At 67.0% G+C, this 16,917-nt stretch carries 15 protein-coding genes; 5 read left to right on the top strand and 10 right to left on the bottom strand.

What is annotated here, in order from left to right; translation table 11 throughout:
• Window positions 1–274 precede the first annotated feature (274 nt).
• From pssA to C5F46_RS14250, 5 genes are all read right to left on the bottom strand, one after another.
• Window positions 275–1,015 carry a CDP-diacylglycerol--serine O-phosphatidyltransferase gene (gene pssA / locus C5F46_RS14270; RefSeq protein ID WP_107326008.1) on the bottom strand — a complete coding sequence of 247 codons (741 nt, stop codon included), beginning with the start codon at window positions 1,013–1,015 and terminating at the stop codon, window positions 275–277.
• Between the two features lie 17 nt (window positions 1,016–1,032).
• Window positions 1,033–1,731: a phosphatidylserine decarboxylase gene (locus C5F46_RS14265; RefSeq protein WP_107326007.1), complete on the bottom strand. Its 699-nt coding sequence runs from the start codon at window positions 1,729–1,731 to the stop codon at window positions 1,033–1,035.
• Window positions 1,732–1,846: 115 nt separating this feature from the next.
• Window positions 1,847–2,413, bottom strand: a complete 567-nt coding sequence (locus C5F46_RS14260; RefSeq protein WP_107326006.1) for an HNH endonuclease — start codon at window positions 2,411–2,413, stop codon at window positions 1,847–1,849.
• A gap of 451 nt (window positions 2,414–2,864) precedes the next feature.
• Complete coding sequence (locus C5F46_RS14255; RefSeq protein WP_107326005.1) at window positions 2,865–3,542, bottom strand: alpha/beta hydrolase; 678 nt, start codon at window positions 3,540–3,542, stop codon at window positions 2,865–2,867.
• A complete protein-coding gene (locus C5F46_RS14250; protein ID WP_107326010.1) occupies window positions 3,539–4,168 on the bottom strand; it encodes a DNA-3-methyladenine glycosylase family protein in 630 nt (209 codons plus the stop codon). The genes C5F46_RS14255 and C5F46_RS14250 overlap by 4 nt, the downstream gene beginning before the upstream one ends.
• Window positions 4,169–4,281: 113 nt before the next feature.
• On the opposite strand from C5F46_RS14250, the gene C5F46_RS14245 reads away from it, so the two are divergent.
• The 5 genes from C5F46_RS14245 to C5F46_RS14225 all read left to right on the top strand — a co-directional run bounded on the left by C5F46_RS14245 (window position 4,282) and on the right by C5F46_RS14225 (window position 11,817).
• Entirely contained in the window at window positions 4,282–5,499 is a 1,218-nt protein-coding gene (locus C5F46_RS14245; protein ID WP_107326009.1) for an MFS transporter, read from the top strand.
• Window positions 5,500–5,685: 186 nt separating this feature from the next.
• On the top strand, window positions 5,686–6,972 hold the full coding sequence (locus C5F46_RS14240) for an O-acetylhomoserine aminocarboxypropyltransferase/cysteine synthase family protein (protein WP_107326004.1): 1,287 nt from the start codon (window positions 5,686–5,688) through the stop codon (window positions 6,970–6,972).
• Window positions 6,973–7,092: 120 nt separating this feature from the next.
• Window positions 7,093–7,881 carry a hypothetical protein gene (locus C5F46_RS14235; protein WP_107326003.1) on the top strand — a complete coding sequence of 263 codons (789 nt, stop codon included), beginning with the start codon at window positions 7,093–7,095 and terminating at the stop codon, window positions 7,879–7,881.
• Window positions 7,775–9,757, top strand: a complete 1,983-nt coding sequence (locus tag C5F46_RS14230) for a hypothetical protein (protein WP_107326002.1) — start codon at window positions 7,775–7,777, stop codon at window positions 9,755–9,757. The genes C5F46_RS14235 and C5F46_RS14230 overlap by 107 nt, the downstream gene beginning before the upstream one ends.
• Window positions 9,758–9,945: 188 nt before the next feature.
• Entirely contained in the window at window positions 9,946–11,817 is a 1,872-nt protein-coding gene (locus C5F46_RS14225) for a monovalent cation:proton antiporter-2 (CPA2) family protein (RefSeq protein WP_107326001.1), read from the top strand.
• A gap of 57 nt (window positions 11,818–11,874) precedes the next feature.
• Here C5F46_RS14225 and C5F46_RS14220 read toward each other — a convergent pair whose 3' ends face one another.
• From C5F46_RS14220 to C5F46_RS14200, 5 genes are all read right to left on the bottom strand, one after another.
• The gene (locus C5F46_RS14220) at window positions 11,875–12,384 is read right to left on the bottom strand and encodes a CarD family transcriptional regulator (protein WP_107326000.1); all 510 of its coding nucleotides are present in this window, start codon (window positions 12,382–12,384) and stop codon (window positions 11,875–11,877) included.
• 304 nt (window positions 12,385–12,688) lie between these two features.
• Window positions 12,689–13,027 carry a ferredoxin FdxA gene (fdxA, locus tag C5F46_RS14215; protein WP_107325999.1) on the bottom strand — a complete coding sequence of 113 codons (339 nt, stop codon included), beginning with the start codon at window positions 13,025–13,027 and terminating at the stop codon, window positions 12,689–12,691.
• A 35-nt stretch (window positions 13,028–13,062) separates the two neighbouring features.
• A complete protein-coding gene (locus C5F46_RS14210) occupies window positions 13,063–13,425 on the bottom strand; it encodes an RNA-binding S4 domain-containing protein (RefSeq protein WP_107325998.1) in 363 nt (120 codons plus the stop codon).
• Window positions 13,422–16,259: a helicase-related protein gene (locus C5F46_RS14205; protein ID WP_107325997.1), complete on the bottom strand. Its 2,838-nt coding sequence runs from the start codon at window positions 16,257–16,259 to the stop codon at window positions 13,422–13,424. Before C5F46_RS14205 ends, C5F46_RS14210 begins: the two co-directional genes overlap by 4 nt.
• A gap of 9 nt (window positions 16,260–16,268) precedes the next feature.
• Entirely contained in the window at window positions 16,269–16,832 is a 564-nt protein-coding gene (locus C5F46_RS14200) for a tetratricopeptide repeat protein (protein ID WP_107325996.1), read from the bottom strand.
• Between the last annotated feature and the right edge of the window lie 85 nt (window positions 16,833–16,917).

The raw sequence follows: 16,917 nt of genomic DNA, 5'->3' as shown, positions 1-16,917 counted from the left end.
AAATTTGCGCGCAACCGCAAGACCGTCTCAATCCATCACCACCTTTCGGCGGCGCGACCGTCGCTGCTTCGCTTCGGTGAGGTGTTGTTTAGGCCCCGGCTTCGGGGGACGCAAGAGGATTCTTTGTTCAAGATGACAGTTTTTTCACAGTGCCCGGTTTTTCCTCGAAAAACTTTGCTCCGCGCCTGGCCGGATGGCCGCGCGACACAGGGCTTTGCGGCGCATTTCCTGATTATCCGGTCAAAAATGCGACTCGGTGCGCGGCCTGCCCCGTCTAGCCGCGACGGCGCAGCACCAGACCTTGCAGAACCATCGCCAGATAGGCCAGATCGATCAGCACCATCAGCAGCCAGAACCGGGTAAAGATCGCGCCCACCGCAATTGCAGTGCCGATCAGGAACCAGCCCGTCCAGCGTTGTGGGACCCGCAGCGCCTTGGGCGAAAAGGTGGGGATTCGGCTGATCATCAGCGCGCCCACGATCCCCAGCCACAGCGCCACCAGCATCGGCGCGGCGGTGGCATCCATGACCTCGGACCGCGTCAGAAACACCGGCAGCAGCGCCAGAATCGCACCCGCAGGTGATGGAACCCCGGTGAAATGCTTGACCCCGCCCGGCGTCGCGTCATCGCGCGCCACATTGAACCGCGCCAGACGGAGGCAGGCGCAGCAGACATAGATCAGCACAAAAACCCAGCCAAGTCCGCTCGTGCCCGACAACGCGAACTGATAGATCAGAATCCCCGGTGCCACGCCGAAACACAAAAAATCGGACAGCGAGTCCAGCTCGGCCCCGAAGGACGAGGTCGCCCGCAGACGCCGCGCGATCAGGCCATCCAGCCCGTCGATCAGCGCCGCCAGCAAGATCAGCGCCACCGCAATCTCGAACCGCCCGGCAAAGACAAAGCGCATCGAGGTCAGGCCGAGGCACATCCCCGCCATGGTGACGAGATTGGGCAGCAACAAAAGGAACGGCATCGGCTCGCCGGAGGGTTGGCGTTCGGGCTGATCGGCCATTCCCCGCCCTCCCCCGCCTAGTGCCGGAAGCCGTCGCGCGCAGGCTCGGTCCCCGCCAGATCGGCCAGCACGGTTTCGCCCGCGACCATGGTCTGACCGATGGCCACCAGCGGCGCCACGCCGTCAGGCAGGTAGACATCCAGCCGCGAGCCAAAGCGGATCAGGCCGAAACGCTCGCCCACGCTCAGAATCCGGCCCTCGGCCACTTCGCACAGGATGCGCCGCGCCACGAGACCCGCGATCTGCACAGTGCCGATCTTTGTGCCGTCGGCCATCTCGATCGTGATGCCGTTGCGTTCATTGAACTCCGACGCCTTGTCGAGCGAAGCGTTGAAGAACTTGCCCGGTCGATAGGCCACCTTGATCACCCGCCCCGGCACCGGGGCGCGGTTCACATGGCAGTTGAACACGTTCATGAAGATCGAAACGCGGGTCAGCGGCGCGCTGCCAAGGCCCAGTTCGGCCGGGGGAACCGCCGGTTCCAGCAGCGACACCACACCGTCGGCCGGGCTGATCACCAACCCGCCGCGGGTAGGCGTCACACGCTGCGGATCGCGGAAGAAGTAATAGCACCAGACCGTCAACCCGACGCCAACCCAGCCCGCGGTTTCGGAAAACACAAACAGCACCAGCGTGATCGCGGCAAAGATGCCGACGAATTTCCAGCCCTCGCGGTGCATCGGCTTGACGAAGGTTGACAACATGCTGACCGACATTGCGCTTATCCTTATGGACCCGTTTGAGCGTTGCTTAAAGCATCGTGACAGAAGTGCAACCGCGCAGATCGCCCCGGCCCTGCCCCTCGGCTTTCCGGGCCCCGGTGCGCCGGGGTCAGCTTTCCAGTTCGCTGCCCCAGTAGAGAAAGTCCATCCAGGTCCGGTGCAGGCTTTCCTCATGGATCGCATGGGCGCGGGCCAGCCCGTCCAACTCGTAGGGAGAGGGTTCGAACGGCGGGCGGATCAGCTTCATCCCGGCCTCGCGCGGGGTTCGATTGGCCTTGCGCAGGTTGTCTTGCTGGCAGCAGGCGACGATATTGCCCCAACTGGCCTGCCCCCCACGCGAACGCGGCACCACATGATCAAAGGTCAAATCGCGCGAACTGAACCGCTGGCCGCAATATTGGCAGGTGAACTGGTCGCGCACGAACAGGTTATAGCGGGTAAAGGCCACCTTCTTGCGCTTGCGATAGCTTTTCAGCGCCACGACCGAGGGCACCTCGAAGGTCCGGTTGACCGACCGCACCACGATATCGTCATAGGTCTTGATCTGGATCACGCGCTCCTGGGCGACGGCAACGAAGGCATCCTTCCAGTTCCAGACCGAGAGCGGCGCCCAACTGAGGGGCTGCATGTCGGCATTCAGAACGAGGGTGCGCAGGTTGCCGACCGACACATTCATGCGCTGCCCCCCGCGCTGCAGATCAGACAAAGGGGCAAATCTATCGGGTACCGATAGTATCGGAGGTATGTGCTGCTGTGGTCATCACCCATGGGTCAATCCGCCATCGCCCTGTCTGCCCCGCGGCACCAGAGCGGGGAACCCGCCCCAGCCATGGCACCACTATATATGGCGCTTCGCAGCAGGCAAGCCCCGCAATCTGCGCTGCGCCCGGCTTTGAGGTGTAACGGTTGCGGGTGACGCGGATGTGACACAACCGCCGCTCCGGCGGCGGCGGAGCCGGGCTGAAGGTCAGCGGCGCGCGGCAACCCGTACCAGCGCCTTGGCGGCGCGGGCCTCGGCGGCGCGCATCAATTGCGCGGCGAGGGCAAGGGCAACGGCGGCAAGGGCAAAGGCCATGACATGTTCTCCCGTGACTGTAATGTGAACATGGCGCCGCCGGGCGACCGCTTCAAGCCCCCATGTCGCCCTGTTTCAGCCGGTCGTGCAGAAACCCCAGCGCCGCCGACAGCCCGTCGGGCGCGATCGCATGGCCGGTGCCGCGCATAACATGGCCATAGGTTTCAAACCCCGCCTGCACCAGCGCATCGCCCGCCCGGCGCATTTCGGCAAAAGGCACCACATTATCCTCATCGCCATGCACCAGCAGGACAGGCGGCTTGGCAACCACCTCGGCGGCCAGCGTCTCGGGGTGCATCATGCGGCCCGAAAAGCCCACGATCCCAGCCAGCGGCTTGGCCCGTTTGGGCAGTGCATGCAGCGCCAGCATGGTGCCCTGCGAAAAAGCCAGAATGCCGATATGCAAAGGGCTTAGACCGGTTTCTTCGGCCAGGTCATCCAGAAAGGCATTCAGATCGTCCGAGGCCCGCGCCAGCCCCGCCACCGCCTCGGCCTCGGTCGAGCCATCCAGCCAGGGCAGCGGGAACCATTGCCGGCCAAAAGGGTTGCCCGCGCACGGCTCGGGCGCGTCGGGGGCGACAAACAGCGTGTCGGGCAGATGCGGCGCCAGCGGGTCAGCCAGCCCCATCAGATCGGCGCCATCAGCACCGTAGCCATGCAGAAACACCACCGCATTGCGAACCCGCCCCGATACCGGACCACGCCGCCCGGCCTGCAATTTGCGCGTCATCCCACGCCCTCCCGTTTCTTCACATCTGCGTAATAGGCCCACAGAATCCGCGCCGCAACCGCCCGCCACGGCGCCCAAGGCTCGGCCATGGCGCGAAACGGCTTGGGGCGGGGCCGGTCCGGCAGGTTGAACAGCACGCGCGCGGCCTCGGCCAGCGCCAGATCGTCGGGCGCAAACACATCGGCGCGGCCCAGCGCGAACATCAGATACATCTCGGCCGTCCAGCGCCCGATCCCCGGCAGGGGCACCAGCGCCGCGATCACCGCCTCATCGGGCAGCGCGCGCAAGGCGTCATAATCCAGACCGGCGCGGGCGATTCCGGTCAGATAGCGGATCTTCTGGCGCGACAGCCCGCAGGCGCGGAGCGCCTCTTCGTCTGCCACGGCCAGGGTCTCGGCCTCGGCCAGCCCCGCCGCCTCCAGCCGCGCCCGGATCGCGCGGGCCGCCGCCACGCTCACCTGCTGGCCCACCACCGCATCGCGCAACGCCGAAAACCCGTCGGGCACCCGGCGCAGGGCCAGCGGCCCCACCCGGTCCAGCGCAAGGCCAAAGCGCGGCTCGGCCCGCACCAGCGCCGCCGCGCCCTCGGCCAGATCGTCCAGCGTGTCGATGATCCGTCCCACCATGGCGCTACCCTGCCCCATCGCCACGCCGCCCGCCAGCCCTGACAAAGCCGCGATCCGCAGCCGCGCCTCTTTCACAACCCGCGCGCGCGGGCTAGGGCTGGAACATGACCGAGATGACCCAGACCACCCCCGATTCCCGCACCCGCCGCAACGTGATCGTGCTTGTTCTGGCGCAGGCCGTGCTGGGCGCGCAGATGTCGATGATATTCATTGTCGGCGGGCTGGCAGGGCAGTCGCTGGCCACCAACCCCTGCTGGTCCACCCTGCCGCTGTCGCTGATCGTGCTTGGCTCGGTGCTGTCGGCGCAACCGATGTCGGAGTTCATGGGCCGCTACGGACGGCGCGCGGGGTTCATTCTGGCCACGGTTGCGGGCGCAGTGGGCGCCGCCATTGCAGCCCGCGCGCTTTATGTGGGGTCGTTTCCGCTTTACCTTGCCGGGTCGTTTCTGACCGGCATCTACATGTCGGCGCAGGGGTTCTACCGCTTTGCCGCGACCGATACGGCGGCGCCCGCGTTTCAACCCAAGGCGATTTCATGGGTCATGGCCGGGGGCCTTGCGGCGGCGATCATCGGCCCGCAACTGGTGAAACTCACCTCCGAGGCGATGGTGATCCCGTTTCTGGCCACCTATCTGGCGATCATCGGGCTGAACCTGCTGGGGCCGTTCCTGTTTGCCTTTCTCGACATCCCGCGCCCCGAACGCCGCGCCAAGGGCACAGCCCACCCCGGGCGCACCCGGCGCGAATTGCTGCGCGACCCGACGATCATGGTGGCGATGGTCTGCGGGATGGTGTCCTACGCGCTGATGAACCTTGTGATGACCTCAACGCCCCTCGCGGTTGTGGGCTGCGGTTTTGATCAGGGCGACGCCGCCGATATCGTCTCGGCGCATGTACTGGCAATGTATCTGCCGTCATTCTTCACCGGCCACCTGATCGCGCGCTTCGGGCGCGAGGTGATCGTGGGGCTTGGGCTGATCATCCTCGCCGCCTCGGGCGCTGTCGCGCTGACCGGGGTCGAGCTTGAGAAGTTCTACCTTGCCCTGATCCTGCTGGGGGTGGGCTGGAACTTTGGCTTCATCGGCGCAACCGCCATGCTGACCTCGGCCCACGCGCCAGAAGAACGCGGCCATGTGCAGGGCATCAACGATTTCGTGGTCTTCGGCGGCGTGTTTCTGGCCTCGCTGTCGTCAGGCAGCCTGATGAACTGCTCGCCCGCGGGCACCGCCGAGGCGGGCTGGCAGGCCGTCAACCTGGCCATGCTGCCGTTTCTGGTGCTGGCGGGGGCGGCGCTGATCTGGCTGGTGCTGCGCCCCAAGGAAACGCGCTAAGTGGCCAAATCGGGACGTTTTCCCGACAGACCGACTGCAAGCACGGCGGGCGTTTGCGCCGCACCCCACCCGCGAAACGCTTGTTCCCATCCCCCCGCGCAGGGCCGAACACTTGCGCCGCCCGGCCTGATTGTGCGACTGACACGGCTCGGCTAGGGTTCGCCAAATCACCAAGATGAGGGCCAGATGACGCAACCTTACGCATTCGACACGCTTCAGATTCACGCCGGCGCCAAGCCCGACCTGGCCACCGGCGCCCGGCAGGTGCCGATCTACCAGACCACCGCCTATGTGTTCCGCGATGCCGACCATGCCGCGCGGCTCTTCAACCTCGAGGAGGTGGGCTACATCTATTCGCGCCTGACCAACCCCACCGTGCAGGCGCTGGCCGAACGGGTGGCTGCGCTGGAAGGCGGCGCGGGCGCTGTCTGCTGTTCATCAGGCCATGCCGCGCAGATCATGGCGCTGTTTCCGCTGATGGGGCCGGGGCGCAACATCATCGCCTCGACCCGGCTTTACGGCGGCACGATCACCCAGTTCAGCCAGACCATCAAACGCTTTGGCTGGAGCGCGAAATTCGTCGATTTCGACGACACCGCCGCGCTTGAGGCCGCGGTGGACGACGACACCCGCGCGATTTTCTGCGAATCGATCTCGAACCCCGGCGGCTATATCACCGACCTGCCCGCGGTGGCGGCGATGGCCAAAAAGGTGGGGCTGCCGCTGATCGTGGACAATACGCTGGCCACCCCCTGGCTTTGCCGCCCGATCGAACATGGCGCCACGCTGGTGGTGCATTCGGCCACCAAATATCTGACCGGCAACGGCACCGTCACCGGCGGCGTGGTGGTGGACAGCGGCAATTTCGACTGGTCGGCCTCGGGCAAGTTCCCCTCGCTGTCAGACCCCGAACCCGCCTATCACGGGCTTGCCTTCCACAAGGCGCTGGGGCCGATGGCCTTCACCTTCCACTCGATCGCCGTGGGCCTGCGCGATCTGGGCATGACGATGAACCCGCAAGGCGCGCATTATACGCTGTGCGGCATCGAGACCCTGTCGCTGCGGATGGAACGGCACGTCGCCAACGCCCGCCGCATCGCCGAATGGCTTGAGGCCGACCCGCGGGTGGAGTTTGTCACCTACGCGGGCCTGCCCTCGTCGCCGTGGCACGGGCGGGTGGCCAGGGTCTGCCCCAAGGGGGCGGGAGCGCTGTTCACCTTCGCGGTCAAGGGCGGCTATGCGGCCTGCGTGAAACTGGTGGACCACCTCAAGCTGTTTTCGCATGTGGCAAACCTTGGCGATACCCGCTCGCTGATCATCCACTCGGCCTCGACCACGCACCGCCAGTTGACCGAGGCACAGCAGATCGCCGCGGGCGCCGCACCGAACGTGGTGCGCGTCTCGATCGGGATCGAGGCCGCCGAGGATCTGATCGCCGATCTCGATCAGGCGCTGGACGCAGCGACGGCCTGACCCGTGATGCCGGGCTGCCAAGGCCCGGCATCCCTTTTCATAAGCAGATTTCTGCTTTACCAAGGTGGGCGCGGCCAACGCCCCGTTGGGGGCCTGTAGAACCTGTGCTAGACCCCCGGAATGAAACCCTCTTTCGCGCTCAATCTTTCGCATGACGGCATCGGGCTGTTGCACCGGGCAGCCGCGGGCTGGGTGCCCGTGGGCGCGGTTGCGCTGAACGATCCCGCGCTTGGCCCTGGTCTGACGCAACTGCGCAAGGCCGCGCAGGGGATGTCATCGCAGGGGCTGACGACCAAGCTGGTGATCCCGAATTCGCAGATCCTTTATCTTCAGATCGAGGCGCCCGGCCCCAGCGCTGCACAGCGCCGCCGCCAGATCGCCACCGCGCTGGAGGGGCGCACCCCCTATGACGTGGCCGATCTGGTGTTCGACTGGTCGGGCACCGGCGCCGTGGTGCAGGTCGCGGTCGTGGCGCGCGAAACGCTGACCGAGGCCGAGGCCTTTGCCGAACAGCACCGCTTCAACCCGCTGTGTTTCGTCGCGATCCCGGAGCCGGGCACCTTTGCCGCCGAGCCATGGTTTGGCCTGACCACCTCCGCGCCGCGCTATCTGCCCGAGGGCGGGCGGCTCGACCGCGATCAGGACCCGATCCAGATCATCGCCCCCCCCGACGCGGCAGAGCCGGACCCCGTGCCCGAGGTGGAGGCCACCCCGGAACCCGCGCCGCTCTCTCCCGAAACCGTCGCCGCGCCCCCCGAGGCCGTGGCCGAACCGCAGCCCCGACGCGGCAGAGCCGGACCCCGTGCCCGAGGTGGAGGCCACCCCGGAACCCGCGCCGCTCTCTCCCGAAACCGTCGCCGCGCCCCCCGAGGCCGTGGCCGAACCGCAGCACGACGCGGCAGCGGCTGACGTGGCACGGCCGGAACCGACGCCCGAGGAAAACCCCGCCGCAGAGGCCCCCGGCACTGAGCCGAGCCAGCCCTTGCCCGCAGACACCCCCGAACCCGTCGCCCCCGCGACCGCACCCGCCGCCCCCTCGGGCGCGCCGCGGCTGGGCCCGGTGGGCGGAGCCGTCAACTCGGGCAAGACGAAAGCTGCCTTGCCAAAGCTGGGGGCCGCGGCCCCCGCCGACGCGGGCGCGGCGCGCGGGCCAAAACCGATCATGGCCCGGCCAATCGGGCCGGGCGCGGGCATCACCGCGCCGGGCCTTGCACTGCCTGATCTGCCGCCCGCCCCGCCCGAACCCGCCGCCCCGCCTGCGCGGGCCGCCTTGGGCGCGGCAGCAAAAGGCACCGCTGCCTTGGGCGGGGCGGCAGGCAAGGCCCTCGCGCGCGGCCTGATGCAGCGCGTCAACATCAAGCACCGCGGCACGACGACGCCGGCGGCGGTGCCCGCGCACGCGCACGCGACCGAACCCAAGAGCGCCGCCGAACCCGAACGCACCGTGTTCGGTCGCCTGCCCCAGCCCGTGCCACGCGGCCGGGCGCGGCTTGGGCTGGTTCTGACCGGCGCGCTCGTGCTGTTTCTGGGCGCCGTTGCGCTGTGGTCGAGCCTGCTTGAAACCGACGAAGTTGCGCGCCCGCTGGCGCCCGCGATCCCGGCGCCCATCGCCCAGCCCCTGCCGACCGCGCCGCAGCCGACCGTGGCTGTGGTGCCGCAATCCCCCGCCCCGGCGCAGGTCGAGATGGCCGAGGCTGCGCCCTCCCCCGCCGTGCCCCCCAGCCCGGCACCGGAGGCCGCGCCCGAGCCGCGCCCCTTGGCGCAGGCACCAGCAGCCGCGCAACCCATGCCCTTCACCCCGCTGGCGCCGCCCACCCAGGACATGCTGCTGGCGGCCCTGGCGCCGGTGGTCGCGCCGGATACCTCACCCCTGCCAGCCTCCCCGGTCCCCCTGCCCGGAACCACCCCCCCCACCGCCGAGGGCGTCGAAACCGCTGCGGGCGTGATGCTGTTCGCAGGCCGCCCGCCAGTGGTGACCGGGCCGCGCCCGACCGCCGTCAGCGCCGCCGCTGTGGCTGCGGCCACGGCTGCCACCCTGCCCTACGCCGACCCGGCCCTGGCGCGGTTCCGCCCGAAACCGCGGCCCGAAGGGCTGGCCCCCGCCGCATCGCCTGCGCCCGCACCAACCCCAATCCCGGCCCCGGTCGAACCGACCCCGCCCGCAGATGCGACCACGCTGCAACTCGACCGTCCGGCACTGGCGCCTCCCGCAGGCATGGCCCGGCCCAGAACGCGCCCGCAAAGCGTGGTGGAAACCGCCCGCGCCCAGGCTGCGGCGGCAGCAGCCGTGCAGGCCGAACTGGACGCCGCGTCGCGTCTGGCGGTCGAACGCTCGCTCCGCCCGATGACCCGCCCGCAGGATTTTTCGGGCGCCGTCGAACGCGCCCTGGCCGCCGCCGCCGCAAGCGCCCCACCGCCACCCGCGGCAGAACCTGCCCCCACCCCGGAACCAAGTCGCACCGCCAAGGCGCCCGAACCGCCGGTCGAGGACGAGATCGACGAGCCCGAGCCCACCAGCGCCGCGCCCAGTATTCCGACCTCGGCTTCTGTTGCACGGCAGGCCACGCTGACGCGGGCCATTGACTTGGGCAAGATCAACCTGATCGGTCTTTACGGCTCGTCCAGCGACCGGCGCGCGCTGGTGCGGATGCCGAACGGGCGATTTGTCAAGGTGCAGATCGGCGACCGGCTGGATGGCGGCAAGGTGGCGGCAATCGGCGATGGCAAACTGACCTACGTCAAGAACGGCAAAAACATCGTTCTCAAGCTGGTCACCGGCGGCTGAACCGCAACCACTTGCCGCCCGCAAATGCGCGCAGCCCCTGCACGGGGCGGCTTTCGGACTTGCGGCCCCCCGCGCAATCGCTAGGTTCGGCTCATGCCCCCAAGGCGCATCCGCCCAGCAACCGGACCTGACCGCGTGGTCATCCGCAGTGTAGCGGCACCGGATGCGCACCCCCGACAGGATCGTGAATGGAAAGCTTTCTGTTTCAGGCCACGCTCTATCTTATGGCCATCGTGCTGGCGGTTCCCATCGCCTCACGGCTCGGGCTTGGGTCGGTTCTGGGCTATCTGCTGATCGGTATCGTGATCGGCCCGGTGCTGGGTCTTGTGGGCACCGAGATGACCGGGCTGCGCCATGTTGCCGAATTCGGCGTGGTGATGATGCTCTTCCTGATCGGGCTGGAACTGGAGCCGCGCGCGCTTTGGGCGATGCGCGACAAGCTGATCGGCATGGGGGGCTTGCAGGTTCTGGTCACGGTCGTGCTGGTCACGGCGGCGGCCATCGCATTTGGCCAGACCTGGCAGGCGGCGCTGGCGATGGGGATGATCTTTTCGCTGTCATCCACCGCCATCGTTCTGCAAACGCTGACCGAAAAAAAGCTGATGGGCACCCCCGGCGGGCGCAGCGCGTTCTCGGTGCTGCTGGCGCAGGATATTGCGGTGATCCCGATGCTGGCCCTGCTGCCGTTTTTGGCGCTGCCCGGCGCGCGCGCCCTGGCCGAGGCCGAGCACGGCAACCACGCCGCAGGCCATTTCATCGACAGCCTGCCCGCCTGGGGGGTGACGCTGGTCACGCTCGGGGCCATAGCATCGGTGGTGGTGGCGGGGCATTATCTGGTGCGCCCGCTGTTTCGCTATGTCCAGGCTGCCCGCCTGCGCGAGGCCAATACCGCCATGGCGCTGCTGATCGTCGTGGGCATCGCCTCGCTGATGCTGCTGGTGGGGCTGTCGCCCGCGCTGGGCGCATTTCTTGCGGGCGTGGTGTTGGCCGACAGCGAGTTTCGGCATGAACTGGAAAGCAGTATCGAGCCGTTCAAGGGCCTACTGCTTGGGATGTTTTTCATCACCGTAGGCGCCGGGATGGATTTCTCGATCTTCCTTGATGCGCCAGTGCTGCTGCCGATTTATGTGCTGGGTCTGGTGGCGATCAAGGTGGCGGTGCTTTACGCGCTGGCGCGGCTGTTCCGCCTGCCCCGGCAGGATCAGTGGCTGTTCACGCTGGGGCTGGCGCAGGCGGGTGAATTCGGCTTTGTGCTGATCGCCTTTGCCGCCAGCCAGCGCATCCTGCCCGAACCGATTGCCCAGATGTCCAGCCTCGTGATCGCGCTGTCGATGCTGATCACGCCCGCGCTGTTCATCCTGCATGACCAGATCGCCAAGCGGATGAAGCCCGCAGCCCTCGGCCAAAGCGCCGATGAAATCGACGAACAGCACCCGGTGATCATCGCCGGGATGGGCCGCTTTGGCCAGACGGTGAACCGGCTGGTCACCATGTCGGGCTTTCGCACCACGGTGCTGGACCATGACCTGAAGGTGGTCCAGCAGATGCGCAAATTCGGCTTCAAGGCCTATTTCGGCGATCCCTCCCGCCCCGAACTGCTGGCCTCGGCCGGAATCGAGACAGCAAAGGTGCTGGTGGTGGGCCTTGGCGATGTGCAGGCCACCACGAAACTGGTGGCCTATGCCCGCCGCATCCGGCCCGAGCTGCACATCATCGCCCGTGCCCGCGACCGGGTGCATGTCTATGAGCTCTATCGCGCGGGCGCCAATGACATCGTGCGCGAGCTGTTCGATTCCAGCCTTCGCGCCGGGCGCTATGCGCTGGAAAACATCGGCCTGACCGAATACGAGGCCGCCGAAGCCTCGCGCATCTTCTACAAGCTCGACCGCGAAGGGCTGCGCGATCTGGCCGAGGTCTGGAAGCCGGGCGTGCCGCTGGATGAAAACCCCGACTATGTAGCGCTCAGCCGCGCATTGAACAGCGATCTGGAAAACGCCCTGATCCAGGCCGCTGCGCAGGATCTGCGCGCACCGCCGAAAAACGCGCCTGACGCAGCCTGACCCATGCAAAAGGCCGCAGCGGGGGCTGCGGCCTTGCAGGGTTGCCCGTCGCCGGGATCAGGCCGCGCGCGACACCAGCACGTCATCGACACGCTTCTGCGCGCCCGCCTCGTCGGTGCCCGACACGGCGGCCACTTCACGCGTCAACCGCTCCAGCGCGGCTTCGTAAAGCTGACGCTCGGAATAGGATTGTTCGCGCTGATCATCGCTGCGGTGCAGATCGCGGACCACCTCGGCAATCGCCATCAGATCGCCCGAGTTGATCTTTTGTTCATATTCCTGCGCCCGGCGCGACCACATCGCCCGCTTGACCTTGGCCTTGCCCTTCAGCGTTTCCAGCGCGCGCGTCACCACATCGGGCGAGCTGAGCGAGCGCATGCCGATATCGGTCGCCTTGTGGGTCGGAACCCGCAGCGTCATCTTGTCTTTTTCGAACGAGATCACAAACAGTTCGAGCCGCAGCCCGGCGATTTCCTGCTCCTCGATCGACACGATCTTGCCGACGCCGTGTGCCGGATAGACCACGAAATCGTTGGGGTGGAAATCGGATTTCTTTGTTTTGGTCATTCAGTCGCTTCCTTGCAGCCGTATCCCGGAGCGTGCGCTCGCAGCAAAAGCCGCCACACAGGGCAAGTTGCCCCATGCTCTGCGGTCTGTCGCTCAAAAAACCACCGCAGGAGGCGTGGCCTGCGGTGGTGCGGAGTGCCGTTATTCCTTGTAACAGAAATATAGCACCAAACCCGGGGGTTTCAAAGCACTCTCCCCCGAGACAAGATATCACGCATTGAAAACAAGGGCTTTGAGCGGGATCTGACCGAACCAGCGCCCAAGGCGCAGCATCGGCAAAGGCGAATCATGCCCGAAGACCGGCTCAGTCGCCCTGACCTGGGTTAGGGCTGAAATATTTTTCGCGCTTGCCCGGCTCGCCGTCGCGCGCCTCGGCCTCGGGCAGCGGGTCGCGTTTGCGGGTGATGACCGGCCATTGCTCGGCATAGGTGCGGTTGAACTCGACCCATTCTTCCATGTCCGGTTCGGTGTCCGGGCGGATCGCATCGGCGGGGCATTCAGGTTCACAGACGCCACAGTCAATACATTCGTCGGGGTGGATCACCAGCGTGTTCTCGCCCTCGTAAAAGCAGTCCACCGGACAGACTTCAACGCAGTCGGTGTATTTGCAGGCGATACAGTTGTCGGTGACGACATAGGTCATTTTGGCACCCGGGTCTGTTCAAGTTCTGAGGCTTCCTATCGCCCCCCGCCGCCGCAATCAAGCCGCGCGCCGGGGGAAAGATCGTTCTGCGGCGTTCTGGCTGCGCCGGCTTCTTCAGCAAGGCCCGCCAGTTCCGCGTAAAGTTGCGCCGCTTCGGGCGCGGGGCCGCGGCGATGGCCTGCGGCAAGGATGCGCAGCACCCGCACCCGGCCCCCCTGCACCAGCGTCAGCACATCGCCAGGGCCAACCGCCCGGCCCGGTTTGGCGCAGGGCTGGCCATTCAGCCGCACCCTTCCCGCCCCGACCAGTTCTGCGGACAGCGCGCGCGTCTTGCAGACCCGCGCATGCCACAGCCATTTGTCCAGACGGACCCGGTCCGGGTCCGCCGCTTCGGTCATATCTTGTCGCGCAGCGTCGCCAGCACTGCAAAGGGATTGTCGGGGTCCACCCGCGCCGGACGCGCCTCAAAGCTGCGCGGGCTGTCGTCACGCTTGCCCTGCGGCTTGCCACCCTTGCCCTGCGGTTTGCCGCCGTCGCGCTGCGGCTTGCCGCCCTCGCGCTTGCCAGCGTCGCGCTGCGGCTTGCCGCCCTCGCGGCGCGGCTCGCGCCGGGCACCCTCGGGGCGCTGTGCGGCGGCCCCACCTTCGGCCTGCGGTGCGGCCTCGCGCATGGCACGGCCCGGCCGCGGTCCACGCTCGGCACGCGGACGCGGCGCCCAGGTGAAGGTGACGAAGACTTCGGTTTCCGGCTCGGCCACGGCTTCGGCGGCAGCCTCGGCCAGCGGCGAGGCTTCTTCGGGGATCGGATTGACCACACCGCCCTCAGCCTCGGGGGCCGGGGCGGGCACGGCCACAGGCCGCACACGCGGCCGCTCGCCACGCTCGCCCTTGTAGCCCAGCCCCGCCATCAAATCGGCGAATTGATCCAGCGTCATGCCAGTGATCGACAGCATGTCGGGCGTCGCCTCAAAGCCCGCACGGCTGTCCTGCCCGCGCAGGATGTCGGCCAGACGTTCCAGCATGTCGATGCGGATGGCCCGCGCCCCCGCGGGACGATAGCCCGCCAGCATGTAATGCGCCTTGGGCACCTCGGGCAGATAGGGGATCGTCACCAGACCGGGAGGCGGGCTTTCGGGAAACTCGTCCAGCCCTTCGTAGAGAGACCACAGCACCAGCCGCAATCGGGTCGGCGCGGGCTTCAGCAGCGCAGGCTGGAAGATGGTATACTGACCAAAGCGCACGCCATGCTTGCGCAGCGCGCCGCGGGCGTCCTGATCCAGTTCCTTCACCTCGGCCGCCACGGTTTCGCGCGGCAGAACGCCCAGATTTTCCACCAGCCGGAAGGCAAAGCCGCGCGCAAGCCCGGTCAGCGCCTCGTCCCGGCTCATCGCAAGCAGCGGGTCGAACAGGGTCGCCACCTTGCGGTCGATGAAATGCTGCAAACGGCGGCGCACCTTTTCGGCCACGTCAAAGCCCGCTTCGTCATCGACAAACGCCTCGACCTGCGGCTTCAGAGGGTCGGCACCCTTTACCAGTTTGCCCACCGCCGAATTGCCCCACATCAGGCCACCCTGTTCGGTGAAATCCATCTCGGTATCCGGAGCGTTGTAGAACCGGTCGGCGCGCAGATGGAACTCGGGGCGCAGGCTTTCATAAGCCGCACGCGCCAGCATCTTCGCCTCATCGGGCGAGGAGGTGCCATCCTGACGGAACCGGAACCCCTCAAGACGGCCGGCGAATTCGCCCTCGACCGTCACTTCACCCTTGTCGTTCACCTCGGCCACAAGGCTCTCCTTCTGTTTGAGCCGGCGCAACAGCACCGAGGTGCGCCGGTCCACAAATCGTTGGGTCAGCGCGCCATGCAGCGCATCCGACAGACGGTCTTCTACAGCGCGCGTCGCCTCGCGCCAATGGCTTTCATCACGCACCCAGCCCTGGCGCTGCGCGACATAAGTCCATGTGCGGATAAAGGCCAGCCGCTTTGACAGCGCATCAATGTCGCCCTGGGTCCGGTCGATCCGCGCGATCTGGCCGGCAAGCCAGTCATCGGGCACATGGCCGGGACCAGTCAGAAAGCCAAAGATGCGGGCCAGAAGCGTGGCATGTTCCGCCTCGGAGATCGACCGGAAATCGGGGATGCGACAGACATCCCACAACCGGCGCACATCCGACGGATGACGCAGCCGGTCGCGCACCTCGGGCAGTTCGACCAGCGTTTTCAACGCGCGCAGGTCATCGGCCTCGCGCCCGCGGGTCAGCCACTCGCTCTGCGGCATCGCCTCCAGCCCGGCAATCAGTCGCCCGGCAGTGCCGAATTCCAGCCGCGGGTTGCGCCATTGCAACCGCTGGATCGGGGCGAAACGATGCTCCTCCACCGCCTCGATCACCTCGGGCGGCAGCGGGCTGGCCTCGCCGGTCACGCCGAAAGTGCCACTTTGCGTGTGCCGCCCGGCGCGGCCCGCGATCTGGCCGATCTCATGCGGAAACAGATGCCGCATGCGGCGGCCATCGAATTTCGCGGTAGCCGAAAACGCAACATGGTCGATATCAAGGTTCAGCCCCATGCCGATGGCGTCGGTCGCCACCAGATAATCCACATCCCCATTTTGATACAGCGCCACCTGCGCGTTGCGGGTGCGCGGCGACAGCGCCCCCATCACCACCGCGCAGCCGCCCTTCTGGCGCCGGATCAGTTCGGCGACGGCATAGACGTTATCGACCGAAAACCCCACGATGGCGCTGCGCGGGGGCATCCGGCTTGTCTTTTTCGAACCGGCCCAGGTCAGGGTCGAAAACCGCTCTCGCCGGGTGAATTGTGCCTTGGGCACCAGCGCCGCAATCGCCCCGCGCATGGTTTCAGACCCCAGAAACAGCGTCTCGTGCAGACCTCGCGCCGACAAAAGGCGCTCGGTGAACACATGGCCACGGTCGGGATCGGCACAAAGCTGGATTTCGTCGATGGCCACGAAATCGGCACCGATGCCGTCGGGCATCGCCTCGGTGGTGCAGACCCAGTATTGGGTGCGCTCGGGCACGATACGCTCTTCGCCCGTGACCAGCGCCACGACCGAAGGCCCGCGCGCCTTGACGATCCGGTCATAGACCTCGCGCGCCAAAAGCCGCAGCGGCAGGGCTATGACGCCAGTGCGATGCGCCAGCATCCGCTCGATGGCATAATGCGTCTTGCCGGTGTTCGTCGGCCCAAGGACCGCCGTGATCCGCCCCTCTGCCATGGCCTCTCCTTACAGGGCGGTGCCCGCAGCCGCGCGTTCCAGCCGCGTTATGGCGTCTTTCACATCCTGCTGGTGCGGATGCAAGGCGAACGAGGCGCGAAACGCCTCCAGCGCGCGGTCGGTCTGGCCCATCTCCTCAAGGATGGTGCCCAATCCCGCCAGTGCGCCCCAGTGGCGCGGCTCCAGCGACAGGGTGGCGGCAATATCAGCCAGCGCGGGGCCATAGGCACCCGCTGCGAAATAGGCCGTGGCGCGGGCATTCCAGCCCTCGGCAAAGCCGGGGCCATGATCGGTCAGCGCGGTCAGATGTTCGATCGCGGCCTGTGTGTCGCCTGCATCCAGCGCGTCTTCGCCGCGCTTGAGCAGCAGATCCAGCGCCGCCGACCCCGAACGCGACCATTCCCGCCGGATATCCGATTCGGCGCGCGCCCAGGCGGGATTGTCAGGGTTGGCCAGTTCGGCAAACAGCGCATCCAGCGTGGCCCGCCCCTCGGCCGCGGCCGCCCCGCCCAGCAACAGCCCGGCAAAAAGTGCCGTGACGATACATTTGAGACTTTGCCACAGGTTGCGCATAACAGGATTGTAACCCAAGGGTCGAAGAATGCGAGAGCCCGACCATCACTTTCGGAGGATTGAATGAGCGATATCATCGAAAAGG

The organism is Phaeovulum veldkampii DSM 11550 (assembly GCF_003034995.1).
In the GTDB taxonomy this organism is placed as follows: Bacteria; Pseudomonadota; Alphaproteobacteria; order Rhodobacterales; family Rhodobacteraceae; genus Phaeovulum; species Phaeovulum veldkampii.
Note: the sequence above shows the minus strand (reverse complement) of the source record. Positions and strands in the feature narration are given on the sequence as shown.

Excerpts from the sequence above, each read along its gene's own strand:
- C5F46_RS14200 (WP_107325996.1), bottom strand. The coding sequence starts at position 16,832 with ATGCGCAACCTGTGGCAAAGTCTCAAATGTATCGTCACGGCACTTTTT.
- C5F46_RS14240 (WP_107326004.1), top strand. The coding sequence starts at position 5,686 with ATGACGCAACCTTACGCATTCGACACGCTTCAGATTCACGCCGGCGCC.
- C5F46_RS14235 (WP_107326003.1), top strand. The coding sequence starts at position 7,093 with ATGAAACCCTCTTTCGCGCTCAATCTTTCGCATGACGGCATCGGGCTG.
- C5F46_RS14220 (WP_107326000.1), bottom strand. The coding sequence starts at position 12,384 with ATGACCAAAACAAAGAAATCCGATTTCCACCCCAACGATTTCGTGGTC.
- C5F46_RS14260 (WP_107326006.1), bottom strand. The coding sequence starts at position 2,413 with ATGAATGTGTCGGTCGGCAACCTGCGCACCCTCGTTCTGAATGCCGAC.
- C5F46_RS14255 (WP_107326005.1), bottom strand. The coding sequence starts at position 3,542 with ATGACGCGCAAATTGCAGGCCGGGCGGCGTGGTCCGGTATCGGGGCGG.
- C5F46_RS14225 (WP_107326001.1), top strand. The coding sequence starts at position 9,946 with ATGGAAAGCTTTCTGTTTCAGGCCACGCTCTATCTTATGGCCATCGTG.
- fdxA (WP_107325999.1), bottom strand. The coding sequence starts at position 13,027 with ATGACCTATGTCGTCACCGACAACTGTATCGCCTGCAAATACACCGAC.
- C5F46_RS14245 (WP_107326009.1), top strand. The coding sequence starts at position 4,282 with ATGACCCAGACCACCCCCGATTCCCGCACCCGCCGCAACGTGATCGTG.
- pssA (WP_107326008.1), bottom strand. The coding sequence starts at position 1,015 with ATGGCCGATCAGCCCGAACGCCAACCCTCCGGCGAGCCGATGCCGTTC.
- C5F46_RS14210 (WP_107325998.1), bottom strand. The coding sequence starts at position 13,425 with ATGACCGAAGCGGCGGACCCGGACCGGGTCCGTCTGGACAAATGGCTG.
- C5F46_RS14265 (WP_107326007.1), bottom strand. The coding sequence starts at position 1,731 with ATGTCGGTCAGCATGTTGTCAACCTTCGTCAAGCCGATGCACCGCGAG.
- C5F46_RS14250 (WP_107326010.1), bottom strand. The coding sequence starts at position 4,168 with ATGGTGGGACGGATCATCGACACGCTGGACGATCTGGCCGAGGGCGCG.
- C5F46_RS14205 (WP_107325997.1), bottom strand. The coding sequence starts at position 16,259 with ATGGCAGAGGGGCGGATCACGGCGGTCCTTGGGCCGACGAACACCGGC.